Raw genomic sequence first — 22,227 nt, 5'->3', positions numbered from 1 at the left:
TTTTCAGTCTTCAATCGTATTAATTCCCTATGTTTAAGGAATTAAATATATCGATATGTTTACTCATTTTTGTTGCCATTTCTTCAGAAGCGCAAATACGGCGTCATTTTGAAGTTAAGGAACAAAATGACGTTAATTTGGTGAGTCTTAATTTCTCCAGTTATAAAGGAGCGGCACATATAAACCGTTCCTATCATGGCGTGCCATTGTTTGTAGATGCAGAGTTAGGTAAGGTCAATATACTTCCTTCCTTTTCACACAGCCTTATAGATGGAGTACTTCATGCCTCACTTGAGCATAAGAATGTAGAATCTGAAAGTTTGAGTAAAAATCTCTCCTACAGGTTATTTTCCAGTGGGGATGATGATTTTGATCATAAATGGGACGTAGGGCTTGACCCCAATTACCTTTACGATCTTCATTTTCAATTTGGAATAGGTAAAGCCCGGTTAGATTTTTCGAATCTTCCCGTCTCAAACTGCATTATCAAAACTGCATCCGCAGACGTTTTTTTAGATTATGCCAGTCAGGTATCCAATACGGTAAGTATGGATACACTAGCTGTTGCTATCAATATGGGATCGGTATATGCCAATGACCTGCAATTTTCTAATGCCCAATTATTGATGTTCGATGTCAACTATGGTTCTGTTAATTTAACGTTTAATGATACCATGGCGGGCCCCTCTCAGATTCATACTATGGTGGGAGCTGGGACCGTAAATATAAAGCTACCCCCAAAGGATTTGCCTTACCTGGTAAAGATCAAATCCACTGCCATGTGTAGGACCAAGGTGCCTTTAAATCTGAAAAAAATTGCGGATAAAACCTATGTGAGTAAGGGATATAGTAAAGGCGCCGAAAACCTCATGGTCTTTTTGATAGATGTTTCGGTCGGTTCCGTATCTTTAGAATAGTTAAAATTGGATGGTGATCTCTGTTCATTATAATGTTTCAAACCAGTTGTTAAACTTTTGTTCATTTGGAAATACTAAGCATTCGATCATTAAATAAATCTTATGGATCACATGTTGCGCTCAAAGATTTTGACCTTTCAGTAAGTCAGGGAAAAATTTTTGGATTGTTGGGCCCCAATGGTGCAGGTAAAACGACCCTCATTAGGATTGTTAATCAAATTATAGATAGGGACTCTGGAGATATTTTTATCAACGAGCAACCGCTGAAGATGGACCACGTGCGTAATATCGGTTACCTTCCTGAAGAAAGAGGCCTCTACAAGGGGATGAAAGTAAAAGAGCAATTGTTGTACTTTGCCCAAATAAAAGGAATCAAGAAGAATGATGCCAAACAAAAAATCACCGATTGGCTTGAACGACTTAACCTTACTCAATGGAAAGACAAAAAGATCCAGGATTTGTCTAAAGGAATGGCTCAGAAAGTACAATTTATCGCTACTGTTATTCATCGACCTGATCTACTAATATTAGATGAACCTTTTTCTGGGTTCGATCCTGTTAATGCTGAAATCATCAAAAATGAAATCCTTGAGTTGAGAAATCAAGGGGTGACCATTTTGTTGTCTACGCATAGGATGGAATCTGTCGAGCTACTTTGCGATGAGATAGCCATGGTTAATAGGTCGAGGAAGATTTTAGATGGTACGGTAAAATCTATTAAAGAAGAAGCGAAAACCAATGTTTTTAGGGTTAAAATGATTCCTGAAAATGCGGAATTTGTCCCAATAGGAGAAGGATTGATTAGGCAAGATGGAATTCTTGAGTTTCAATTGACCTTGAAAGAACAGAAGCCAAATGATTTACTGAGGGCACTTATGGCAGAAGGCGAGATTCTTGGCTTTGAAGAAATCGTGCCAAGCATAGAGGAGATATTTATTCAAAAAATCAATGAAAGTCATGGCGAATAAAATCTTCTTAGTTATTCAAAGAGAATATTTGGCAAGAGTAAAAAAGCGTTCATTTCTCCTTGCTACGCTTATTACCCCATTGGTTTTTCCAACTATTCTAGGTTTGTTTTTATGGATAGGCCTGTCTGATACTACAAGTGAGAACAGAAAGGTGATAGAAGTTGTAGATGAGAACAACTTTTTCTTTTTAGAAAGCGATGAATTGTATTCCTTTTCGTATGGAGAATTGGGACAGGAAAACGCGAAATTATTGGTCCAAGAAGGGGCAAGATTTGGATTTTTGTACATTCCTGATTTGGATGTAGAAAATCCTGACGGAGTCATTTTCTACAGTGAGGAAACACCACCCATTTCTATGATTACCAGTTTGCAGATGTTATTGCAAAGAAAAATAGAAGCCTTTAGACTGGAAGCATCAGGAATTGATCCAATGATTTTGTCTTCTTACAAGACGAATGTAGATATCCAAACGATTATCCTTAGTGAGGCTGGAGGAGAACGTGTTTCAAATTCAGTGGTGAATTATGCCATAGGTTTTCTTGCTGGTATATTGATTTACACCTTTATTTTTGTGTATGGAAATCAGGTCATGCAAGGTGTGATCGAAGAGAAATCCAGTAGGATTATTGAAATTTTGGTTTCTTCCTTAAAGCCTTTTCAATTGATGATGGGTAAAATTATAGGCATCGGAGCTGTTGGACTAACACAATTTTTGATTTGGATCGTATTGATTACTGCAGTGTCCTCCGTGGTCATGGGGTATTTTGGTATGAAAATGCCACAACAGCAAATGCTAGAAATGTCTAGCCAGCAAGAACTTTTCTCGACGGCAAATAATCCTGAATTATTAGAAATTTTGCAACTGATACAAGGGTTAGATTTTGCACAAGTAACCCTTACATTTTTAGTGTATTTTGTAGGTGGATTCCTATTGTATGGGGCATTCTTCGCAGCAATAGGGGCTGCAGTGGACAGCCCTTCTGATGCCCAACAGTTTATGTTTCCTGTAACTATCCCATTATTAGTAGCTTATATGGGGCTGTTTATTTTTGTTTTAGATGACCCAAATAGTAATGTCTCATTTTGGCTTTCTATCATTCCTTTTACTTCACCTGTAGCAATGATGGGCAGGGTTAGTTTTGGGGTGCCGTGGCAAGAATTGACACTTTCAATAGCGCTTTTGGTGGCGGGATTTTTATCTACAACATGGCTTGCTGGGAAAATCTACCGGATAGGTATACTGGTGCATGGATCTAAGGTAAACTATAAGGTATTGTGGAAATGGTTGAAGCAAAACTAGCGATGACCTACTAAAAGGCAGGTATAAATTAATTAATAGTTGTAGAATTTTCTCCCTTTCTAGGCAATAATGCATGGTTTATATTGTTTCTCATTATGAACTTACTTAAGTTCGGGAACACCAAATTTTGCAATGAAGAGAAAACTCCAAGACCTAGCATCCTTAGATCTTTATCAAAATAGGGAGAAAGTAAAGTGGGCCATATTTATTTTTTCCTTTGTCATAGGTTTGGGGTCAATCTATTATACCAATACCCTGGTAGAGGAGCTGAAGATTCGGGAAAAACGGCAAGTAGATTTATACGCTGAAGCCTTGGAATATGCCTCAGTAAATTCAGACAATTTAACGTTTGTCTTTCAGGTAATCATTCAAGAGAATAAGTCCATTCCGGTAATTACCGTAAACACAGATGGGGAGCCTATCGAGTATAAGAATATTAATCTCCCTGCCAACAGTTCAGAAGAAGAGATCAGGCTTTATTTGTTAGAGGAATTAGAATCCATGAAAGCGCTGTATGAACCCATAAGCCTTTCAGACGATGTTTTTATTTATTATAGAAATTCGGACCTTCTTACTCGTTTACAGTATTATCCTTATGTTCAACTTTCAGTTATATTGGTCTTTGGTCTTTTGGCTTATGCCTTTTTTAACCAAAGTAAAGTAGCGGAACAAAACAGGTTATGGGCTGGCCTTACCAAGGAAACAGCCCATCAATTGGGGACTCCATTGGCCTCTCTGATGGCCTGGATAGACTATCTCAAAAACTCTCCTGTCTACGACGAAAACCAAGAAGTAATCCTGGAAATAGAAAAAGATATCAATAAACTGACCATGGTTACTGAGCGGTTTAGTAACATTGGAAGTACTCCAGTGATCAAACCAGAGAATGTTTACCAAATAGTCGGAGACGCCATCAATTATTTAAGACCGAGGATCTCAAATAAAGTAAGCATTGAACTTAATTCTCATGCCGAAAACATTTATGCCCAAATGAACAGGTCTTTGTTTGAATGGGTAATTGAAAATGTATGTAAAAATGCGGTTGATGCCATGAAAGGGCAAGGGGCCATCCGAATCAATATTGTTAAAGAAAGTGAGCAATTCGTTTTTGTTGATATTTCTGATACTGGGAAGGGTATCGAGAAGAAAATGTTTGCCAAGGTTTTTAATCCAGGGTTTACCACAAGGAAAAGAGGCTGGGGTTTAGGATTAACCCTGGCCAAACGAATAATGGAAGGTTATCACAATGGGAGAATTTTCGTCAATACTTCTGAATTGGGGAAGGGTACAACTTTTAGGATTGTATTGCATGGGGTCACAGAACAGGATGAAATTGATTAACCAATTAAATACATTAGTTATGAAAGGAGTAAAGCAAATACTAGCATTGTCTTTTATATTATTAATAGGCTACTCCTGTCAAAACAAAGTTAAGGATCAGCCTGCCATTGAAGTTACTACTGCTCTCTATGGAGAACCGCATAGGCCTCAATACCACTTCAGTCCTCCGGCCAATTGGATGAATGATCCAAATGGCATGGTTTTTCATAAGGGGAATTACCATCTTTTTTATCAATACTACCCTGATAGTAATGTATGGGGGCCCATGCATTGGGGGCATGCCATTTCTAAAGATCTTGTTTCTTGGGAAAATTTACCTATCGCCATAGCACCAGATAGCCTTGGTTGGATTTTTTCTGGTTCTGCTGTTCTTGATAAGCAAAACAGCAGTGGCTTGGGTTCAATAGAAAACCCGCCATTAGTTGCCATCTATACTTATCATGATAATGTAAAAGGAGATGCCGGAAGGATTGATTTTCAGACTCAGGGCATAGCCTACAGTCTGGATGATGGTGTTTCTTGGGATAAATACAAAGAAAATCCTGTTCTTGCCAATCCTGGGATTAAAGATTTTAGGGATCCAAAAGTGACTAAGATGGAGGTTGGTGGCAAGTCTATGTGGATAATGTCTTTGGCAGTAAAGGATAAGATTAGCTTTTATTCTTCCTCAAACCTTTTGGAATGGACTCATGAAAGCGATTTTAACCCTGATTGGGCGGCTTATGGAGGGGTTTGGGAATGTCCAGACCTCTTTCCTTTGCAATCCCCTGATGGAGAACAAAAGTGGGTGTTGTTTGTAAGCATTAACCCTGGAGGACCAAATGGAGGATCAGCGACGCAGTATTTTATCGGTGATTTTGATGGCGAAACCTTTACTACCAATCAGCAAGATATAAAATGGTTAGATCATGGTACAGATAATTATGCAGGGGTAACCTGGTCTAATGTTCCTGATTCAGATGGGCGTAAAATATTTATTGGCTGGATGAGTAATTGGAACTACGCACAAGTGGTGCCCACCGAAGCATGGCGTTCTGCAATGACTTTGCCAAGAACTTTGTTTTTGTTCGGTGAAGGAGAAGAGCATTGGATTGGATCCAAGCCTGTGAAAGAGGTTGAGCAGTTGAGGGATCGGGCCTTAACTATTGAAGGTGAAAAAATAACACTTGAAAATGAATTGCTTGAGGTTTACCTCAAACCGAAAACAACTGATTTCTCGGCTACCTTTGAAAATGAATTTGGTGAAAGTCTGGTAATTGGGAAAAGAGAAGGTGAACTATATATTGACAGAACCAAATCAGGGCTTACTGACTTTAATGAGGGTTTTGCCTCGATCATAACCGCCCCGCTAAACGAATTTGATGTAAATGAAGTAAGAATATTATTGGACAGGTCCTCGATTGAAGTTTTTGTCAATGAAGGTACCTTGGCAATGACTGCCTTAGTGTTTCCCCAACACCCTTATTCGAAGTTATTGTTGAATGGTTTTGAAAAAGAAAACAAAGGCTTTTCTCTCAAGAAAATTTGGTAAAGAAAAAGGCATTTCTCTATTATAAGTAATGCCTTTTTCGATTCTTATCATTTATCTGTTCCTAGGAATGGATACCTATAGTCTGTGGCGCTGACAAAGGTTTCTTTAATGGTTCTTGGTGAAACCCAGCGGAGTAAATTAATTAAAGATCCGGCTTTGTCATTGGTTCCAGAAGCCCTGGATCCTCCAAAGGGTTGTTGGCCCACTACAGCACCTGTCGGTTTGTCATTGATATAGAAGTTGCCTGCAGCGTTTCGGAGTTTGGTAGTTGCCATTTCCACAGCATACCTGTCTTTGGAGAAAATCGCTCCTGTGAGGGCATAAGGTGAACTTTGGTCTACCAACTCTAGTGCTTCTTCAAAATGGTTGGCTTGATATACATAGATGGTCAGGACTGGTCCAAATATTTCTTCTACCATGGTTTTGTACATAGGATCTTGGACTAAGATCACCGTAGGTTCAATAAAAAAGCCTTCGGTTTTATCGCAATTCCCACCTGCAAGTATTTCTACATTCGGAGCCGTTTTCGCTGCTTCTATATAGCCACTTATTTTATCAAAAGCTTTTTCATCGATGACAGCATTGATGAAGTTGCCGAAGTCCTCTGTTCCTCCCATTTTCATGGAAGCAAGGTCCGCCAATAAAAATTCTTTTACGGACTCCCAGAGGTTAGTAGGAATATATGCCCTGGAGGCAGCACTGCATTTTTGCCCTTGAAACTCAAAAGCTCCACGGCTTAATCCTGTGGCTACTGCTTTTGGGTCTGCAGATTTATGGGCAATAACAAAGTCTTTGCCACCAGTTTCACCGACTATTCTTGGGTAGGTTTTGTATTTAGAGATATTGTTTCCAATAAGTTTCCATAGCGATTGAAACACGCCAGTGGAGCCTGTAAAATGAAGGCCTGCAAAATCCGGATGTGAAAAGACCACGTCACCAGCATCAGGACCATCCACATAGATCAAGTTAATCACGCCATCAGGCAAACCAGCTTCTTTAAAAACTTCCATCAATACCTTTGCGGAGTAAATTTGAGTTTCGGCAGGTTTCCATACCACCGTATTGCCCATCATTGCTGGGGCAGTTGGCAGGTTTCCTGCTATCGCTGTAAAGTTGAAAGGGGTAATGGCAAAAACAAAGCCTTCCAAAGGTCTTTGCTCTAACCTGTTCCATATGCCTTCTCCGCTTATTGGAGGTTGTTGGGCATAGATTTCCGTCATGAATTTGACGTTAAATCTTAGAAAATCTATCAATTCGCAGGCGGCATCTATTTCTGCTTGGTAGGCATTTTTGGATTGGCCGAGCATTGTGGCTGCATTGATTTTATCACGATAAGGACCTGCTAATAGGTCTGCAATTTTTAAAAAGATAGCTGCCCTTTGTTCCCATTGCATATTCTCCCAGGCAGGCTTGGCGCCTAGTGCTGCATTTATGGCTTGGGTTACATGCCCTTTGTCACCCGAATGAAATTGACCCAGCAAGTGCTGCCTGTTATGGGGAGGGTGAATAGGAGTTGTTTTTCCCGTTTTTACTTCTTCACTCCCTATATACATGGGGATATCTACGACCTGATCACTGGCTGCTTTTAGGGCAGCCTGTAAAGAACCTCTCTCTTTGGATCCCGGAGCATAATCCCTTACCGGTTCATTGCTTGGTTCTGGTACATTAAAAAAGCCTTTTAGCATAATAGTATGGTGTTTTAATTTTCAATCTGCTTATCACTCAAATATACAAAATATCGATGGCTTAGCAGAATTGTGCTGCTTACAGAATTGTAGTGAGTTCTGATAAATGATTTATAGTATAGGTAGGGCGAATCTTACTCTCGGTTTTTAAAGGATTGTAAAAAACCTGATCGATTTTGGCATTTTGAGCGCCCTGAATGTCTGAAAGTGGATTGTCACCAATCATTAGGCAATGCGCTGCTTCGGTTTTTAAGTGAAGAAGGGCATGCTCAAATATTCTTTTGTCGGGTTTTCTAAATCCCGAATTTTCAGAGGTCACAACAAGGTCAAAATAAGCGTCCAACTTTGAAGATTTGAGTTTGTTGTATTGGCTCAGGTTAAAGCCATTGGTAATTATGTGCAATTGATACTTGGTTTTTAGAAAATCCAAGGTTTCGAAAGCATGGTCCATTACCTTGGCTTTGGAGGATGTTCGTAATATAAACTGTTCCTCGAGGTCCTTGGGTATTTCTGATAAGGGGAGTTTGGCTTTACTAAAAACATTTTTAAATCGGATAGCCCTAAGCCCATCTTTGTCAATCAAGCCCTTATTGAATTGCTCCCAAAGGATATGATTGGTCGCATGGAAAGCTTCAAAAAACAATTCAAAATCAGGATTGCCTAAGCTCCCTAGGTCGTAATCGGTAAATAATTCTGTCAGTGAATCCCTGACATTGCTGTCATAATCCCAAAGGGTATGGTCTAGATCAAAAAGTAGGTGGCTGTATTTTTTCACGTTTAATTATTTTCTGTAGGGATTGTTTTCAAATTTATTGATAGCCAGCTCTCTGTTGGAATACAATATCTCATAAACCTCCTGATCACGTAGAAGGTTTTGATCCTTTTTGATAAATTTTAAAATTTGATTTAGAATTTCATGTGCCTCATCGAGCACATAGTAAAATGTCCACTGGTCTCTTTTTTTGCTACCAATTAACCCCGCATTTTTTAAATAGGTGACATGGCGACTTGTTTTCGTCTGGGTGAATTCTAAAATATGTTCAAGGTCTGATATACATAATTCTTTGTTTTGCATGAGCAAATGTAGAATACGGACCCTTGACTCCTCGGAAAGGGCTTTGAAGACACGCATTCCGTAGTTTAAACTTATGTTTTTTAACCGCATTTAATTAACTTTAACAAATAAATCGGTTTGAAGTTAATGAATTCAAAAGTAATTCACTTAATATCGTGTGATCAATGACCTTATTAAATTGTGTCGAAATTCTCTTGTAGAAATTTCAAGGGAGTTGCCCATGTAAAATTGTAAAAGTGAGACAAAGGCTAATCATATTAATTGTTATTTGTATAGGTTTTTTTGGAAATACTAATGATGTTTTTTCACAAGAAACACCTGAAAGAAAGGTCATTCAGTTTTCAGGGATAATCCTGAATGCCGATAGCACCACTGCTATTCCCGGGGTAAATATTTATGTGCCAAGAAAGGGTAGAGGTACTAGTAGTAACCGCTTTGGTTATTTTTCTATGCCTGTCGTCGCAGGCGATAGCATTGTGTTTTCCTATATAGGGTTAAAAAGACAAAGTATTAAGATCCCCGAAGACATTGACAAGGAGGATGTGAGTTATATTCTCACCATGGTTCAGGATGAAATCGCACTGCAGGAAGTGCAAGTAATGCCCTATCCTACAGAAGAAGAATTTAAAAATGCGATATTGGCAGTGAATATAGATGCTGCACCACCTCTAAATAGAGGGAACTTAAGTCCCCAATTATTATTGCGTTGGGCAGCAGATATGCCAGCTTCTGGGAATGAAAATTTCAGGCAATTTACCAACCAACAAACGCAACAAACAATGGATCGCTATGGTCCGAGACCTATGCCATTGCTAAATCCATTTGCTTGGGCCCAGTTTATCAAATCCATAAAAAATGGTGACCTGAAGAACAAGGACTAATTGTTAAGATTTAAAACTTTTATTTCCCGTTTATCCCAATTATGATTATTTACTACTGTAAATGCAATTTTTTGGGCGGCGTAAAGTTATATTTGCTGGCGAAATTTTAAATAATAGATTATATGAAAAGATTGATTATTCTGGGTTGCTTGTTGTTTTCCCAATTCAGTTTTGCTCAAGAATATTCCGCAAGGGAAGTAGAGCGACCAAAGTTAGTGGTAGGAATTGTTGTGGATCAAATGCGCCAAGAATATTTTTACAGGTTCCACGACAGGTATGTTGAGGGTGGACTAAAGCGTTTGATGCATGATGGATTCATGATGCAGAATGGGCATTACAATTATATTCCTACCTATACCGGACCTGGTCATGCTTCAGTTTATACTGGAACGACCCCTGCGACCCATGGAATCATAGGCAATAACTGGTACATTCGAGCGACGGATACTGATGTTTATTGTGCTGAGGACAGTTTGGTAACTGCAGTTGGAGGAAGCGAAGGGAACGGTAAAATTTCTCCTAAAAACTTATTGAGCAGTACCATTACAGATGAGTTAAGATTTGCGACTGGTAAACGCTCAAAAGTAGTAGGGGTGGCAATAAAAGACAGAGGAGCGGCCCTGCCTGCAGGTCATTTGGGAGATGCCTATTGGTATGATAGCAAGACAGGTGGTTTTATGACTTCCAGTTATTATCACGAAGAGTTGCCTTCATGGGTGGAAGAATTCAACAATAAGAAATTAGTCTCCAAATACCTGGATCAAACCTGGGAAACACTTTTTCCAATAGAAACTTATATCCAAGGAGCTGCCGATGACAACGAATTTGAATCTCCTTTTAAAGGCAAAGACAGGCCTACTTTTCCTTATGATTTGAAAAAATTACAAAAGGACAATGGCGGTCTGGGAATGATCAGTTCTATCCCTTTTGGAAATACCTTTACTGTTGAAATGGCTTTAGCAGCCATAGAAGGAGAGCAACTGGGTAAAAGAGGAGAAACTGATTTTCTAGCAGTAAGCTTTTCTTCACCTGATTATATAGGACATAGATTTGGTCCTCAAGCCATAGAAGTTGAAGACAATTACCTTCGATTAGACAGGGACCTGGCTAGATTCTTTGACTACCTGGACAGAGAAATAGGCAAAGGAGAGTACCTGGTATTCCTTACGGCTGACCATGGTGTCGCTGATGTGGTTAACTACATGAAAAGCGAAAGAATGGTTACCTCAGGAAGTCTAGATAGTAAAACCATGTTGACTGAATTAGATGCTTTCGTCGGTCAAAAATATGGTTCGGGCGATTGGATATCAAGTTTTTCCAATCAGCAAATATTCTTAAACAGAGAATTGGTTTCCGAAAAAGATTTGTCTCTTGTAGAAATGCAAAGAGCAGTAGCTGATTTTCTTTTGAGGTTTGATGGCGTAAAAGAGACCTATATTGCAGATGACTTAAGAAGGTATGAGTATACCACTGGATTTAAGCATTTGTTGCAAATGGGATACAACCACAAATCATCAGGGGATGTGATGGTAATCATGGAGCCTGCATGGCTTGCCAATGCAAGTAAAGGCACCACTCACGGAACAGGTTATACCTATGATACCAATGTACCTATTGTATTTTACGGTTGGGGCGTAAAACCAGGTAGCAGCAGCAGGTATGCGACCGTTACTGATATAGCGCCTACTTTATCCATGATGTTAAAAACCAGACTTCCAAATGGGGCAACAGGTCAACCGATTGGTGAAATTGTGGATGCAAAATAATAAAACACTATAATTTTTAAGTGGAAAATGCCTGGCTTTTAAGTCAGGCATTTTTTTGGGTAATTGCGAATGATTTCTTTAATCCGTATTCGAAGACATAGAAAAATGTAAGGTAATGACGCTAACTTGAAAGATTTTTGTCAGCATTGGTGCAGAAAAAAAAGCAACAATGCCACCAAAATCATTTGATGTGCATTCACTGAATCATGGGCTAAACCCGTGGCTGTGTTATTTCGCCCTTTCTGGGCTATGATTACCTCTGCTAGGAGTAGATTGCATCTAGTCCTTCCTGTTTTAAGGGAAGTTAGAAGGGAAAGAGATGAAATATTCAATTACCTAAACCGACAATAAAACTAAAACATGCCATTGTTATTGGCTGCATCGGTAGGTACTTGTTGGATGGCATCCCAGTGTTCGCAGATTTTTCCGGCCTCATCAAACCTGAAAAAATCCATGGTGACGTATTGGTCATTTCCTGGCCAGATCTGCTTGGTATGAAGTGCCACCAAATCCCCTTCAGCGATGCAGCGTAAAAATTCGATTGATTTTTCAGGGTATTCTCGCTGCATTTTATCAAAATAATCAATGAAACCTTGGGTGCCATTGGCTACTGCGGGGTTGTGCTGAATGTATTCCTTACCCACATATTTTTCTACCGCTTCTTTTGGCTTTCCAAGGTAGGCCGTTTTATAGAAGTTGATGGCGTTTTCCTTATTTGTATCCGTATTCATGGCTTTAGTTTTTCTTACAATAATGATAATATGGGTTAGACCAATCTGAAAATTTTATAAGAAACGTCTAGTTATCTTATAGGGTATGATTTTGTCAGCATTGTTGCAGAAAAAGAGCAACAATACCGCCAAAATCAATTGGCGGTATATTCCGTTTACCGTGGGTTGACACCACACGGTTATTATAGTTGAAGCCCTTCAGGCTTCTTGATGTGTTCTACAATTGCGTCACATTGGTTATAATCATTTCACCCCTTTCGTAGTTTATGGTTTGCGCAGAAGTTAATATTTGGCTTTGATATTGGCCTGTTACAATTGACGGAACATGGTAGGAAATCCTCTGCTAGGAGTAGATTGCATCTACTCCTTACTATTTAAAGGGAATTTAAAAGTGAAAGAGATGAAATATTCAATTACCTAAAACCGACAATAAAACTAAAACATGCCATTGTTATTGGCTGCATCGGTAGGTATTTGTTGGATGGCATCCCAGTGTTCGCAGATTTTTCCGGCCTCATCAAACCTGAAAAAATCCATGGTGACGTATTGGTCATTTCCTGGCCAGATCTGCTTGGTATGAAGTGCCACCAAATCCCCTTCAGCGATGCAGCGTAAAAATTCGATTGATTTTTCAGGGTATTCTCGCTGCATTTTATCAAAATAATCAATGAAACCTTGGGTGCCATTGGCTACTGCGGGGTTGTGCTGAATGTATTCCTTACCCACATATTTTTCTACCGCTTCTTTTGGCTTTCCAAGGTAGGCCGTTTTATAGAAGTTGATGGCGTTTTCCTTATTTGTATCCGTATTCATGGCTTTAGTTTTTCTTACAATGATGATAATATGGGTTAGACCAATCTGAAAATTTTAATAAGAAACGTCTAGCTATCTTATAGGTTATGATTTTGTCAGCATTGTTGCAGAAAAAGAGTAACAATACCGCCAAAATCAAATGACGGCATATTCCGTTTACCATGGGTTGACACCACACGGTTATTATAGTTGAAGCCCTTCTATGTTGCTTTCCTAATTTCCGAGAACATTTTTTTCTTGAAAGAGTTCTTTTTAACTTCAGAGCATGAACCTGAAGGGGAAATGGGCTCTGCTGGAGAGCAACTCATCAGCAATAAGGTTCATGACGGAGAATATACTCCCAGGCCCCTTTAAGTAGGGGCTTTTTATAGCTTTATAATTCTTTGTCTTTTGATAGCTTAAAAAAACTCGTTTTACTACTATCAAAAACCGCAATTTAGTCCATAAAACAACCTTCTATTAACAGTCTCAATGAGCTGCATTACCACTTTTTATTTATAGGATATTGAGCCGTAGCCTCTGGGATAACAGTCAACTTAGTTGCTGCAAGGGGTCGTAACGGTCTCAATAAAGTTACTCAATTGTTTTACGGAATAATACCTTGATGCAGTATTAACTGATGACTCCAAGCACATATGGTTGTTTGTTTTTTAGAACATATCTTATCCTGCTTAATAGTTTCTTCGCTATTCTGATTATCGCTTTGTTAGCGTTCATCCTTTTACAGTAATGGTTATAACATTTTGCTAATGCAGGGTCAACCCTTGCGGCCACCCAGGCACTTTCAATCAAAGCAGACCTTAGTACCTTATGCCCCCTTGAAGTTATATCACTTGTTCTCTCTATATCACCAGATGAATTAGTGGATGGAACTAAGCCTATAAATGAGCATAGCTTGTCTAATGAATTAAATCTCCCAATGTTCTCCAGCTCTGTTAATATGGTCATGGCTGTAATTTGCCCAATACCAGGGATGGTCCTCAATAAGTCAAAATTCTTTTCGTACTTTTCTGTTTTTGACAGCAATTCTATTTGCTTTGTAAGCTTCAGAGTGATTTGTCGCATATGGTTCAAAGTGGATAAATGGCTATCTAGAGTCTGTTTGTTTACATTTTCCAGTTCAAGTTCATCCAACCATTTTAGAAGCTTTTTATTCCATTTTGGGGTGTTAATCTCTTCCGGGATACTTATACCGTTAAAATAAAGACTGGATTTTATTCTGTTTTTGGTTCTAGTGGTATCATTAACAGCAGTTTTCCTCAACCTAAGAAGCTCTCTGTCTCCAAGGGACACCAAAGAAGGAATATAAATGGGAACCAATTCCGAGTTTTTTAAAGATCGGGCTATTTTCCTGCTGTCTCTAGCATCTTCCTTCTGTACTTTTTCCTTGGCAGTTGTAGGTATATCTGCAGGATTGACTACAATGGAATTGATCCCATGAGAAAGTAGTTTATAATGAGTCCAGTATCCTGAAAATCCAGCTTCATAGGCACTAAAATAAGTAGCACCAGGGAAGTTTTTAACTAGATAATTATATAATGTCTCCGCACAGGGATTCTGTGAGAAAGTTGTCTTAAAGAGACTTTCCATCATAATGGTTACTTTCCAACTTTTGAGGTGGACATCGATACCCACATAAATATTTTGGCCGGAAAAATCGTTTTTGCTACCTTGTGTCTGCATAAGTTTTGGAGATTATAGTTTTGTTTCAGAAAACTTAAACTAATGATTTTCTGAAACTTATGCTATCCCTCTTGCAAACATATGGCCTTCAGGCTTCTTGATGTGTTCTACAATTGCGTCACATCGGTTATAATCATTTCACCCCTTTCGTAGTTTATGGTTTGCGCAGAAGTTAATATTTGGCTTTGATATTGGCGTGTTACAATTGACGGAACATGGTAGGAAATCCCTAAATGAATTTTTAAACTCGTTAAAGAAAAAATTCACTCAGGGCCAAGAATGAACAGGAGGATAAGGAAAAAACACCTTACCCAGTTGAAATTTAGGGTTTAATTTGAATTCATTTCTGAGAAAAAACGACTATCAGAAGAGATTTTGGCGGTATATTCCGTTTACCGTGGGTTGACACCGCACGGTATTTATTGTTGAAGCCTGTTATTAAAATGGAATTCCCAATGGATAGCATCCTTGGCTACAAAAAAAAAATCGACCATCCAGGGCTCCGAATCCTTTCAAGTTGTAGATCGTATGCAATGTAAATTGCAATATAAATGTCCTATTTTCTCTTTTTATTGGACTTTAAGGTAGCTGGTGTTTTACGAATTGAGATTTAATTTAAGATAATTTAAGTTTTTTCCTCGATTACCAATTAGAAGAAGATATCAGAGTGGAGTTGTAAACCTACACCAATTTTAAGGCTTAGTGAGTCTTTGGGGATTAGTGGGGTTGATGTTTCGCTTTTATTCAGATTCGCTGGGTGTCCAGTGAATCATTACCTCTTGCTTGCCCCATTCCCGTGCTTTAGATACATTTGTACCCATGTAGATGTCAATTTTCCTGGTCCATCTGCGGTTCATTTTATCCAGTACTTTAAATTTCCCTTCCAACCCTTCAATGGCTACTTCCATGGTATGATGAAATCCTGAATCAAGCAAGTCTCTGGAAATTGCAATGGCCTTCATTCCTGGCTTCAAAGTGTCGCCCCAAGCAGTAATTGCCGGATTATTGGCTGTTTGTGCTTTTACTGAATTGTAAGCTGTAGCCGTAACCTCCATGGATTGAATTGCTTCACTGCCGCAGGCGTTGATTAGAATTGTTGTTGTGATGAAAAGAAAAATTTTGAATTTTTTTAAATGATCCATACATAATAAACAACTTTTATCTAAAATTGTTCATTGGGGAAAATACCTAAGTTAGTTGAAATTAAGGGTTTAAGGTGAATTAATTCAGAGAAGAAACGATTATTAGAAGAGATTTTGTCAGTATTGTTTCCTTTTTTTCTGCAACAATACCGCCAAAATCAATTGGAGTTTTATTGACCATTCCGGTGGCCTCAGCCACCGGTTATAATCATGTCACCCCTGTCGGGGTTTTAGTTTTGCGTATTGATTAGGATTTGGTTTTTATTTAGGAAATTGACGGTATGATTTCGGTGGTATATTCTGGTTTCCGTGGGTTGATACCGCAGGGTTATTATTGTTGCTTGAGGCTTTTTATACTTCCAAAACGTCTCATAGGCTAGTGACAATGGGGTTAAACTATTACCCTCCAGATCTCATAATTTTATTAAAATTTATAAAAGAACCTGTGAAGCCCCTTTTTCCAGGTCTATTTCCCATTCTTTGCCCTGATGCACAACCTTGGTCTTGCCACCGGAAATGGACAGAATTTCTGCTTTTGTGAGTTTGCCGGCTTCCCATTCCATGCTTATTTCAAAATTCCCTCTGGCTTTAAGTCCTTTTACTTTACCGGTATTCCATGCTTCAGGAAGAGCCGGTAGCAATCGGATGATTCCATCTTCGTGTGACTGAACTAGCATTTCGGCTATGCCTGCTGTGGCCCCAAGGTTGCCTTCAATCTGAAAAATTTTGCCTAGCAAGTCAAACATATTGGGAGACAATTGAGTGGCCATCATTTCATGGATATGTTTAAGCCCTTCTTCTCCTTTGTGTAATCGTGCAAAGAAATTGATGATCCAAGCCCTGCTCCAACCCGTCTGTCCGGCGCCACCATGTGCCAATCGCCTTTCAATGGTTTTCTCTGCTGCTTTAAATAATTCAGGTGTAGCCTTGGTGATTTGATTGGAAGGATACAAGGCATACAAATGAGACATGTGTCGATGACCGGGTTCCACTTCTTCATAATCCTCGTACCATTCCTGAAGCGTACCATTTTCACCAATTTTGATCGGTGGTAATTTGCTTGATGCTTTTTCTATGGCCGTAGTCAATTGCTTGTCTCCAATGATTTCTTCTGCTTTTAAGCAAGCATTGAAGATGTCATTGATGATTTGGATGTCCATGCTGGCAGCTGTGGTATTTCTTGATACTTTCCCTGTAATTGGGTCGATATAAGCATTTTCCGGAGAGTAAGAAGGGGAAGTGACCAATTCACCTTTTTTATTCTCCTTGAGGAAGTCCAGAATAAATTGCGCGGCACCACCCAAGACAGGATAAGCAGTTTGCTTTAAATACTTTTGGTCTTGTGTGAACTCATAATGTCTCCATAAGGAGAGGGACATCCAAGCCCCGGCAAGCGGGTTGGAATAGCCATTGGTCATTTGAGAGTCTTTGGTGGATCCTGACGGAGTCGTCCTACCAAAAGGATTGCTAACATGGTGTGCCATCCATCCGGATGAGCCGATGAATTTTTCTGCAGTTATTTCCCCATTTTTCGATAGTTTTACCATGAAATTGGACAATGGAACAAATGCCTCGGATAAGTTGGTCTGATCAGCCGGCCAATAGTTCATTTGGAGGTTAATGTTCAGGTGAAAATCTGATTCCCAGGGAGCCCACATCTCCTTGTTCCAGATGCCTTGCAAATTGGCAGGAAGGATGGCTCGGTTGACAGAGCTGCCCATCAAAAGATACCTGCCATATTGAAAAAACAATTCTGTAATGTGATTGTCATTGCTGCCTTTTCGCACCTGATCTAGTCGTTTGTCGGTAGGTATAGTGTCCTCAAGAGGGCTTCCTAGAGAGAGCGTTACCCGGTTAAACATTTCGCTGTGTGCTGCAATATGCGTTTCTTTAGCTGTGTTATAAGCTGTTTCAAGTGCCCCTTTTAATGATTCTAAAGCCTTTTCTTTTGCGTCAATGTTTCTGTCAAAGTTCAGCTTGGCTAAATTATAATCCGTTGCTGCACTAACAATAACGGTATATCCGGTGCTGTTTTCTATGTTGAGGGTATTCTCGTTTCCGCTGATGCTGCCATCGTCCAAAGTAGCTGTTATTTGGGAAGCGAATTTCATGTGTAAACCGGTTTTACCTGAGCCGTCGACATTGTCATCATAGCCGTCAGGATCGTCAAACACCTGTCCATCTACATAAAGTGTTTTCCCTTCACCTATGCTTTGAACGATGTCTTTTTCTCGGTCAAAACGAATGGTGCTGCTTACCGGCTCCCCATCTAAACTCTCAAAATGATAAAAAATCACGTTATACTTGGCGGAAGAGAATGCTTCCCGAAGGTATCTTTTTCCATTGATGGTGTAGGTGGAAGTTATCACTCCGGTTTCCATGTCTAATGTTCTTCGGTAATTTTCAGGAGATTTTTGATGGTCAAAGGAAATATGCAATTCACCCAACGGTTCATAAGATCGGATAGAAGTAGGTGATACGGCCAAATGTTCCATACCATAATTCAAAGCTTCTTCGTAATTCCCTTCCAAGTTTAATTGCTGGAAGGTTGCATAATGCTTCCCCACATTTTCCGGGTAGGGATCTTCTGGCATCCCTGCCCAAAGGCTTTCCTCATTTAGCTGAATTTGATCTTCCTTTATTCCGCCAAAAATCATGGCGCCTAATCGACCATTTCCAATGGGCAATGCTTCTAGCCATTCATTGGCAGGAGAAGTGTACCAAAGCTGCATTTTATTTGAATCGTCTTTTTTCTGGGCTTTGCTTTGACAGCTTCCAAGAAACAATATCAATAATGCAATAAAAGGTAGGATAAGGGGACGCATACTATGGTGGATTTGGTGGACAGGCATAATACTAAAATATTTTTATTCCTTTTTGAAAAACACTGTAAACGGTGCCTTTAAATAAGCAGGTGGGAAATTTATTGATTTCCCACCTTTGTTTTAAGGCGATACTGACAATTTGACACTAAAAAGAGTTTGGAACAAGACTTGATTTAAGCAAAATGATAATAATTGACTTTGTTTAAATAAAAATAAAAAATACCATGCAGGAAAAAGGTACAATTTCGATTCATACCGAAAATATCTTCCCCATTATCAAGAAATTCTTGTATTCTGATAATGAAATCTTTTTAAGAGAATTAGTGTCCAATGGAGTGGATGCTACCCAAAAAATCAAAAGGCTGGCTACTTTAGGCCAGTATAAAGGAGAACTGGGGGACCTAACCATTGACGTTAGCTTTGATAAAGACAACAAATGGATAAAAATTACGGACCGTGGACTAGGGATGACTTCGGAGGAAATCAAAAAGTACATCAATCAGATTGCTTTTTCTGGTGCTTCCGAATTTGTTGAAAAATTTAAAGATGCCAAGGATGCCAATGAGATTATTGGGAAATTTGGTTTAGGTTTTTATTCTGCCTTTATGGTAGCGGATACTGTTGTGATAGACTCTTTGTCTTACCAAGAAGGTGCGGAGCCTGCCAAGTGGACTTGTGATGGAAGTACAGAATTTGAAATCGGTCCTGGAGAAAGAACCGAGAGAGGTACTGAGATTACGCTTAATATTAACAGTGAATCTGAAGAGTTTCTTGATAAATTTAAGCTTCAAGGAATACTTGATAAATATGCCAAGTTTTTACCTGTTCCAATTAGATTTGGCACCAAAACGGAAAGTGTTGAAGATGGTGTAGATGATAAGGGTGAAAAGAAATGGAAATCTGTTGAGGTTGACAATTTCATAAATGAAACCAACCCAATTTGGACACTTTCACCAAGTGAACTTACAGATGAAGATTACCTAAAGTTCTATAAGGAGCTTTATCCGATGAGTGAAGATCCTCTTTTCTGGATTCATCTAAATGTGGATTACCCATTTAACCTCACAGGAGTGCTTTACTTCCCAAAGGTTAAAAATGATTTTGAACTTCAAAAAAACAAAATCAAACTCTTTAGCCGTCAGGTATTTATTACGGATGAAGTAAAAGACATTGTTCCTGAATTTTTAATGCTGCTTCATGGTGTGATTGATTCACCAGATATACCGCTTAATGTGTCAAGAAGTTTCTTACAGGCAGACAGCAATGTTAAGAAAATCAACAACTACATCACCAAAAAGGTGGCGGATAAACTGGGAGAGCTTTACAAAAAGGACAGAAAAGTTTATGAATCAAAATGGAAAGACATTGGCCTATTCGTGAAATATGGAATGATCTCTGAAGATAAATTCTATGAAAAAGCCAAGGATTTTGTCTTGCTTACCAATACCAATGGAGAATATTTTACTATTGACGAATACCAGGAAAAGGTAAAACCATTTCAAACTGGGAAAGACGATAAAGTAGTGTATCTATATGCCACAGATGCTGATAGCCAGGATACATTCATTCAGTCTGCCAATAAAAAGGACTATGATGTATTGTTGATGGATTCTCCCATCGACAGTCATTTCATCCAAAACCTTGAAAGCAAATTGGAAAATGCCAGCATGAAGAGGGTAGATGCTGATGTAGTGGATAAGCTGATTGATAAAGAGGGGGGATATGAAAACTTACTGTCCGAAGACCAGTCCAATAAGGTGAAAGAGGTTTTTGAAAAGTCAATCGCCAATAAAGCTTATACTGTAGAGATAGAAGGAGCAAGCCCTGAAGAGTTGCCAGTAACTATTACTATGGATGAATTCATGCGTAGGATGAAAGACATGGCGCAAAATGGTGGAGGCATGAGCTTCTACGGAGCGATGCCGGATAACTATAAAGTAGGAATCAATGGCAATCATCCACTGATTGATAAAATCCTTAAAACGGAAGAGGAAGAAGTTCAAATGAAACTAGCGAAGCAGGCATTTGACCTGGCCTTGGTTTCTCAGGGACTTTTAAAAGGAAAAGCCTTAACAGCCTTTGTTAAGAGGAGTGTTGATTTGATCTAAATTTAGATTATTAAGATATACATTGATGAAGCAAGAGTTTGATGAAAATCAGGCTCTTGTTTTTTTATTTGTTGCCGACTTTGTCCTGAATGGACATAAACTGCTATAGGAATTAAATTTTTGTTGGAAAGTGATTATCTTTAATTCGAAGAAAACTTTTACAATTGCCCATGCTATCTAAAAAAACAAAATATGCCTTTCATGCTTTGACCTATTTAGGTAAATATAAAGATCAGGGAGCCGTGCCTATTCAAGAGATTTCAGCTCACCATAGTATTTCGCATAAATTTTTAGAAAACATACTGCTAGAATTGAAAAAAGCAGGTTTTCTTGGCAGTAAAAAAGGTAAAGGTGGAGGCTATTACTTAATCAAATTGCCCAATGAAATTAGATTGTCAAAAATTATCCGCTTACTTGATGGGCCAATTGCCCTATTACCATGTGTAAGTTTGAATTATTATGAGCCCTGTGAGGAATGTGCCAGCCAGGAGAAGTGTGGCCTTAATATGGTAATGGCAGAAGTGAGAGACGAGACTCTTAAAATACTGGAAATGAAAACCTTGCAGGATATTTTGGAGAGGGAATAATTTTTTTCCATTTACTCTATAATATTTGTAGGTTTTGTGTACTTTTGTAGTTCCTGTTGGCTGTACTTTACAGTCCAGGATTAAAGGTAGCTTTCTAACCCACTGCTACTCCCAGAAAAATGAAGCATTATGAGTCAAGAAAATGAAATTAAAGAGCTTACCCAAAGGATAGAAAAGCTATCTATGGAGGATGCTATGAGCCTTTTGGTTGATCTATTTCCTGGAGAAATTATTTTCTCAACTTCTTTTGGGCAAGAAGATCAAGTAATCACTCAGAAGATAGCTGCAAGTAAGCTGCCTGTTGAAGTTTTTACACTAGATACCGGAAGGCTATTCTATGAGACTTATGACCTTTGGTCTAGAACAATAGTAAAATACGGCTTGTCTATTAAGCCTTATTATCCACAAACAGCTTCTGTAGAAGAGCTTGTAAGTAAGAATGGAATCAATGGGTTTTATCAATCCGTAGAGAATAGAAAATCCTGTTGCTACGTTAGGAAGGTAGAGCCTTTAAAGCGTGCCTTGAGCGGCAAAAAGGTTTGGATTACCGGTCTTAGATCAGAGCAAAGCTCAAACCGTCAAAATATGCAAATTTTGGAATGGGATGAGGGAAACCAGATTTTGAAATACAATCCTTTATTGCATTGGACAATGGAGGAAATGTTGGCTTATATTAAGGAGAAAAGCATACCTTATAATACGCTTCATGATAAGGGTTTTATTAGTATTGGATGTGCTCCGTGTACACGCGCCATAACGCCGGGCGAAGATGCCCGTGCTGGAAGGTGGTGGTGGGAATCTTCCCAAAAAGAATGTGGACTGCATGAGCAGGGCGTGATAGCCAACAAATCCTAACAAAATAGTAACAGCTAAA

Annotated in this window: 18 protein-coding genes; 10 read left to right on the top strand and 8 right to left on the bottom strand. The window is 38.9% G+C overall.

Annotated features, from left to right (window positions below; translation table 11 throughout):
* Positions 1-29: 29 nt before the first annotated feature.
* From AAC073_RS06470 to AAC073_RS06450, 5 genes are all read left to right on the top strand, one after another.
* Positions 30-917, top strand: coding sequence for a hypothetical protein (locus AAC073_RS06470; protein WP_339923032.1), 888 nt, complete (start codon positions 30-32; stop codon positions 915-917).
* A 65-nt stretch (positions 918-982) separates the two neighbouring features.
* On the top strand, positions 983-1,885 hold the full coding sequence (locus tag AAC073_RS06465) for an ATP-binding cassette domain-containing protein (protein WP_339923031.1): 903 nt from the start codon (positions 983-985) through the stop codon (positions 1,883-1,885).
* Positions 1,875-3,185 (top strand): ABC transporter permease, encoded by a 1,311-nt coding sequence (locus AAC073_RS06460; protein WP_339923030.1) that lies wholly within the window; start codon positions 1,875-1,877, stop codon positions 3,183-3,185. Before AAC073_RS06465 ends, AAC073_RS06460 begins: the two co-directional genes overlap by 11 nt.
* 132 nt (positions 3,186-3,317) lie before the next feature.
* Positions 3,318-4,526, top strand: a complete 1,209-nt coding sequence (locus AAC073_RS06455; RefSeq protein ID WP_339923029.1) for an ATP-binding protein — start codon at positions 3,318-3,320, stop codon at positions 4,524-4,526.
* 19 nt (positions 4,527-4,545) lie between these two features.
* Complete coding sequence (locus AAC073_RS06450) at positions 4,546-6,057, top strand: glycoside hydrolase family 32 protein (protein ID WP_339923028.1); 1,512 nt, start codon at positions 4,546-4,548, stop codon at positions 6,055-6,057.
* Positions 6,058-6,104: 47 nt separating this feature from the next.
* Here the strand turns inward: AAC073_RS06450 and pruA are convergent, their stop codons facing one another.
* The 3 genes from pruA to AAC073_RS06435 all read right to left on the bottom strand — a co-directional run bounded on the left by pruA (position 6,105) and on the right by AAC073_RS06435 (position 8,907).
* Entirely contained in the window at positions 6,105-7,742 is a 1,638-nt protein-coding gene (pruA, locus tag AAC073_RS06445; protein WP_339923027.1) for an L-glutamate gamma-semialdehyde dehydrogenase, read from the bottom strand.
* Between the two features lie 79 nt (positions 7,743-7,821).
* Positions 7,822-8,517 (bottom strand): YjjG family noncanonical pyrimidine nucleotidase, encoded by a 696-nt coding sequence (locus AAC073_RS06440; protein WP_339923026.1) that lies wholly within the window; start codon positions 8,515-8,517, stop codon positions 7,822-7,824.
* Positions 8,518-8,523: 6 nt separating this feature from the next.
* Positions 8,524-8,907: a metalloregulator ArsR/SmtB family transcription factor gene (locus AAC073_RS06435; RefSeq protein WP_040417630.1), complete on the bottom strand. Its 384-nt coding sequence runs from the start codon at positions 8,905-8,907 to the stop codon at positions 8,524-8,526.
* Positions 8,908-9,077: 170 nt separating this feature from the next.
* Here AAC073_RS06435 and AAC073_RS06430 point away from each other — a divergent pair, with 170 nt between their 5' ends.
* Both AAC073_RS06430 and pafA read left to right on the top strand, forming a co-directional pair.
* Positions 9,078-9,698 (top strand): carboxypeptidase-like regulatory domain-containing protein, encoded by a 621-nt coding sequence (locus tag AAC073_RS06430; protein ID WP_339923182.1) that lies wholly within the window; start codon positions 9,078-9,080, stop codon positions 9,696-9,698.
* Between the two features lie 122 nt (positions 9,699-9,820).
* The gene (pafA, locus tag AAC073_RS06425; RefSeq protein ID WP_339923025.1) at positions 9,821-11,464 is read left to right on the top strand and encodes an alkaline phosphatase PafA; all 1,644 of its coding nucleotides are present in this window, start codon (positions 9,821-9,823) and stop codon (positions 11,462-11,464) included.
* 353 nt (positions 11,465-11,817) lie between these two features.
* On the opposite strand, the gene AAC073_RS06420 is transcribed toward pafA, so the two are convergent.
* The 5 genes from AAC073_RS06420 to AAC073_RS06400 all read right to left on the bottom strand — a co-directional run bounded on the left by AAC073_RS06420 (position 11,818) and on the right by AAC073_RS06400 (position 18,658).
* Positions 11,818-12,195, bottom strand: coding sequence for an ester cyclase (locus tag AAC073_RS06420; protein ID WP_339923024.1), 378 nt, complete (start codon positions 12,193-12,195; stop codon positions 11,818-11,820).
* A 435-nt stretch (positions 12,196-12,630) separates the two neighbouring features.
* Entirely contained in the window at positions 12,631-13,008 is a 378-nt protein-coding gene (locus tag AAC073_RS06415) for an ester cyclase (RefSeq protein WP_339923023.1), read from the bottom strand.
* A 612-nt stretch (positions 13,009-13,620) separates the two neighbouring features.
* Positions 13,621-14,691: an IS110 family transposase gene (locus tag AAC073_RS06410; protein ID WP_339923022.1), complete on the bottom strand. Its 1,071-nt coding sequence runs from the start codon at positions 14,689-14,691 to the stop codon at positions 13,621-13,623.
* 740 nt (positions 14,692-15,431) lie between these two features.
* The gene (locus AAC073_RS06405) at positions 15,432-15,833 is read right to left on the bottom strand and encodes a hypothetical protein (RefSeq protein ID WP_339923021.1); all 402 of its coding nucleotides are present in this window, start codon (positions 15,831-15,833) and stop codon (positions 15,432-15,434) included.
* Positions 15,834-16,264: 431 nt separating this feature from the next.
* Complete coding sequence (locus AAC073_RS06400; RefSeq protein ID WP_339923020.1) at positions 16,265-18,658, bottom strand: glycoside hydrolase family 95 protein; 2,394 nt, start codon at positions 18,656-18,658, stop codon at positions 16,265-16,267.
* Between the two features lie 224 nt (positions 18,659-18,882).
* On the opposite strand from AAC073_RS06400, the gene htpG reads away from it, so the two are divergent.
* From htpG to AAC073_RS06385, 3 genes are all read left to right on the top strand, one after another.
* Entirely contained in the window at positions 18,883-20,766 is a 1,884-nt protein-coding gene (htpG, locus tag AAC073_RS06395; protein WP_339923019.1) for a molecular chaperone HtpG, read from the top strand.
* Positions 20,767-20,936: 170 nt separating this feature from the next.
* Positions 20,937-21,353, top strand: coding sequence for an Rrf2 family transcriptional regulator (locus AAC073_RS06390; RefSeq protein WP_339923018.1), 417 nt, complete (start codon positions 20,937-20,939; stop codon positions 21,351-21,353).
* A gap of 129 nt (positions 21,354-21,482) precedes the next feature.
* Positions 21,483-22,208, top strand: a complete 726-nt coding sequence (locus tag AAC073_RS06385) for a phosphoadenylyl-sulfate reductase (RefSeq protein WP_339923017.1) — start codon at positions 21,483-21,485, stop codon at positions 22,206-22,208.
* Positions 22,209-22,227: the final 19 nt, after the last annotated feature.

Origin of the sequence: uncultured Cyclobacterium sp. (assembly GCF_963977555.1) — a bacterium.
GTDB lineage: Bacteria > Bacteroidota > Bacteroidia > Cytophagales > Cyclobacteriaceae > Cyclobacterium.
The sequence above is the reverse complement of the archived record's forward strand: the minus strand, read 5'-3'. Positions and strand labels throughout refer to the sequence as shown.

Excerpts from the sequence above, each read along its gene's own strand:
- AAC073_RS06470 (WP_339923032.1), top strand. The coding sequence starts at position 30 with ATGTTTAAGGAATTAAATATATCGATATGTTTACTCATTTTTGTTGCC.
- AAC073_RS06460 (WP_339923030.1), top strand. The coding sequence starts at position 1,875 with ATGGCGAATAAAATCTTCTTAGTTATTCAAAGAGAATATTTGGCAAGA.
- AAC073_RS06455 (WP_339923029.1), top strand. The coding sequence starts at position 3,318 with ATGAAGAGAAAACTCCAAGACCTAGCATCCTTAGATCTTTATCAAAAT.
- AAC073_RS06450 (WP_339923028.1), top strand. The coding sequence starts at position 4,546 with ATGAAAGGAGTAAAGCAAATACTAGCATTGTCTTTTATATTATTAATA.
- pruA (WP_339923027.1), bottom strand. The coding sequence starts at position 7,742 with ATGCTAAAAGGCTTTTTTAATGTACCAGAACCAAGCAATGAACCGGTA.
- AAC073_RS06435 (WP_040417630.1), bottom strand. The coding sequence starts at position 8,907 with ATGCGGTTAAAAAACATAAGTTTAAACTACGGAATGCGTGTCTTCAAA.
- pafA (WP_339923025.1), top strand. The coding sequence starts at position 9,821 with ATGAAAAGATTGATTATTCTGGGTTGCTTGTTGTTTTCCCAATTCAGT.
- AAC073_RS06420 (WP_339923024.1), bottom strand. The coding sequence starts at position 12,195 with ATGAATACGGATACAAATAAGGAAAACGCCATCAACTTCTATAAAACG.
- AAC073_RS06415 (WP_339923023.1), bottom strand. The coding sequence starts at position 13,008 with ATGAATACGGATACAAATAAGGAAAACGCCATCAACTTCTATAAAACG.
- AAC073_RS06410 (WP_339923022.1), bottom strand. The coding sequence starts at position 14,691 with ATGCAGACACAAGGTAGCAAAAACGATTTTTCCGGCCAAAATATTTAT.
- AAC073_RS06405 (WP_339923021.1), bottom strand. The coding sequence starts at position 15,833 with ATGGATCATTTAAAAAAATTCAAAATTTTTCTTTTCATCACAACAACA.
- AAC073_RS06400 (WP_339923020.1), bottom strand. The coding sequence starts at position 18,658 with ATGCGTCCCCTTATCCTACCTTTTATTGCATTATTGATATTGTTTCTT.
- htpG (WP_339923019.1), top strand. The coding sequence starts at position 18,883 with ATGCAGGAAAAAGGTACAATTTCGATTCATACCGAAAATATCTTCCCC.
- AAC073_RS06390 (WP_339923018.1), top strand. The coding sequence starts at position 20,937 with ATGCTATCTAAAAAAACAAAATATGCCTTTCATGCTTTGACCTATTTA.
- AAC073_RS06385 (WP_339923017.1), top strand. The coding sequence starts at position 21,483 with ATGAGTCAAGAAAATGAAATTAAAGAGCTTACCCAAAGGATAGAAAAG.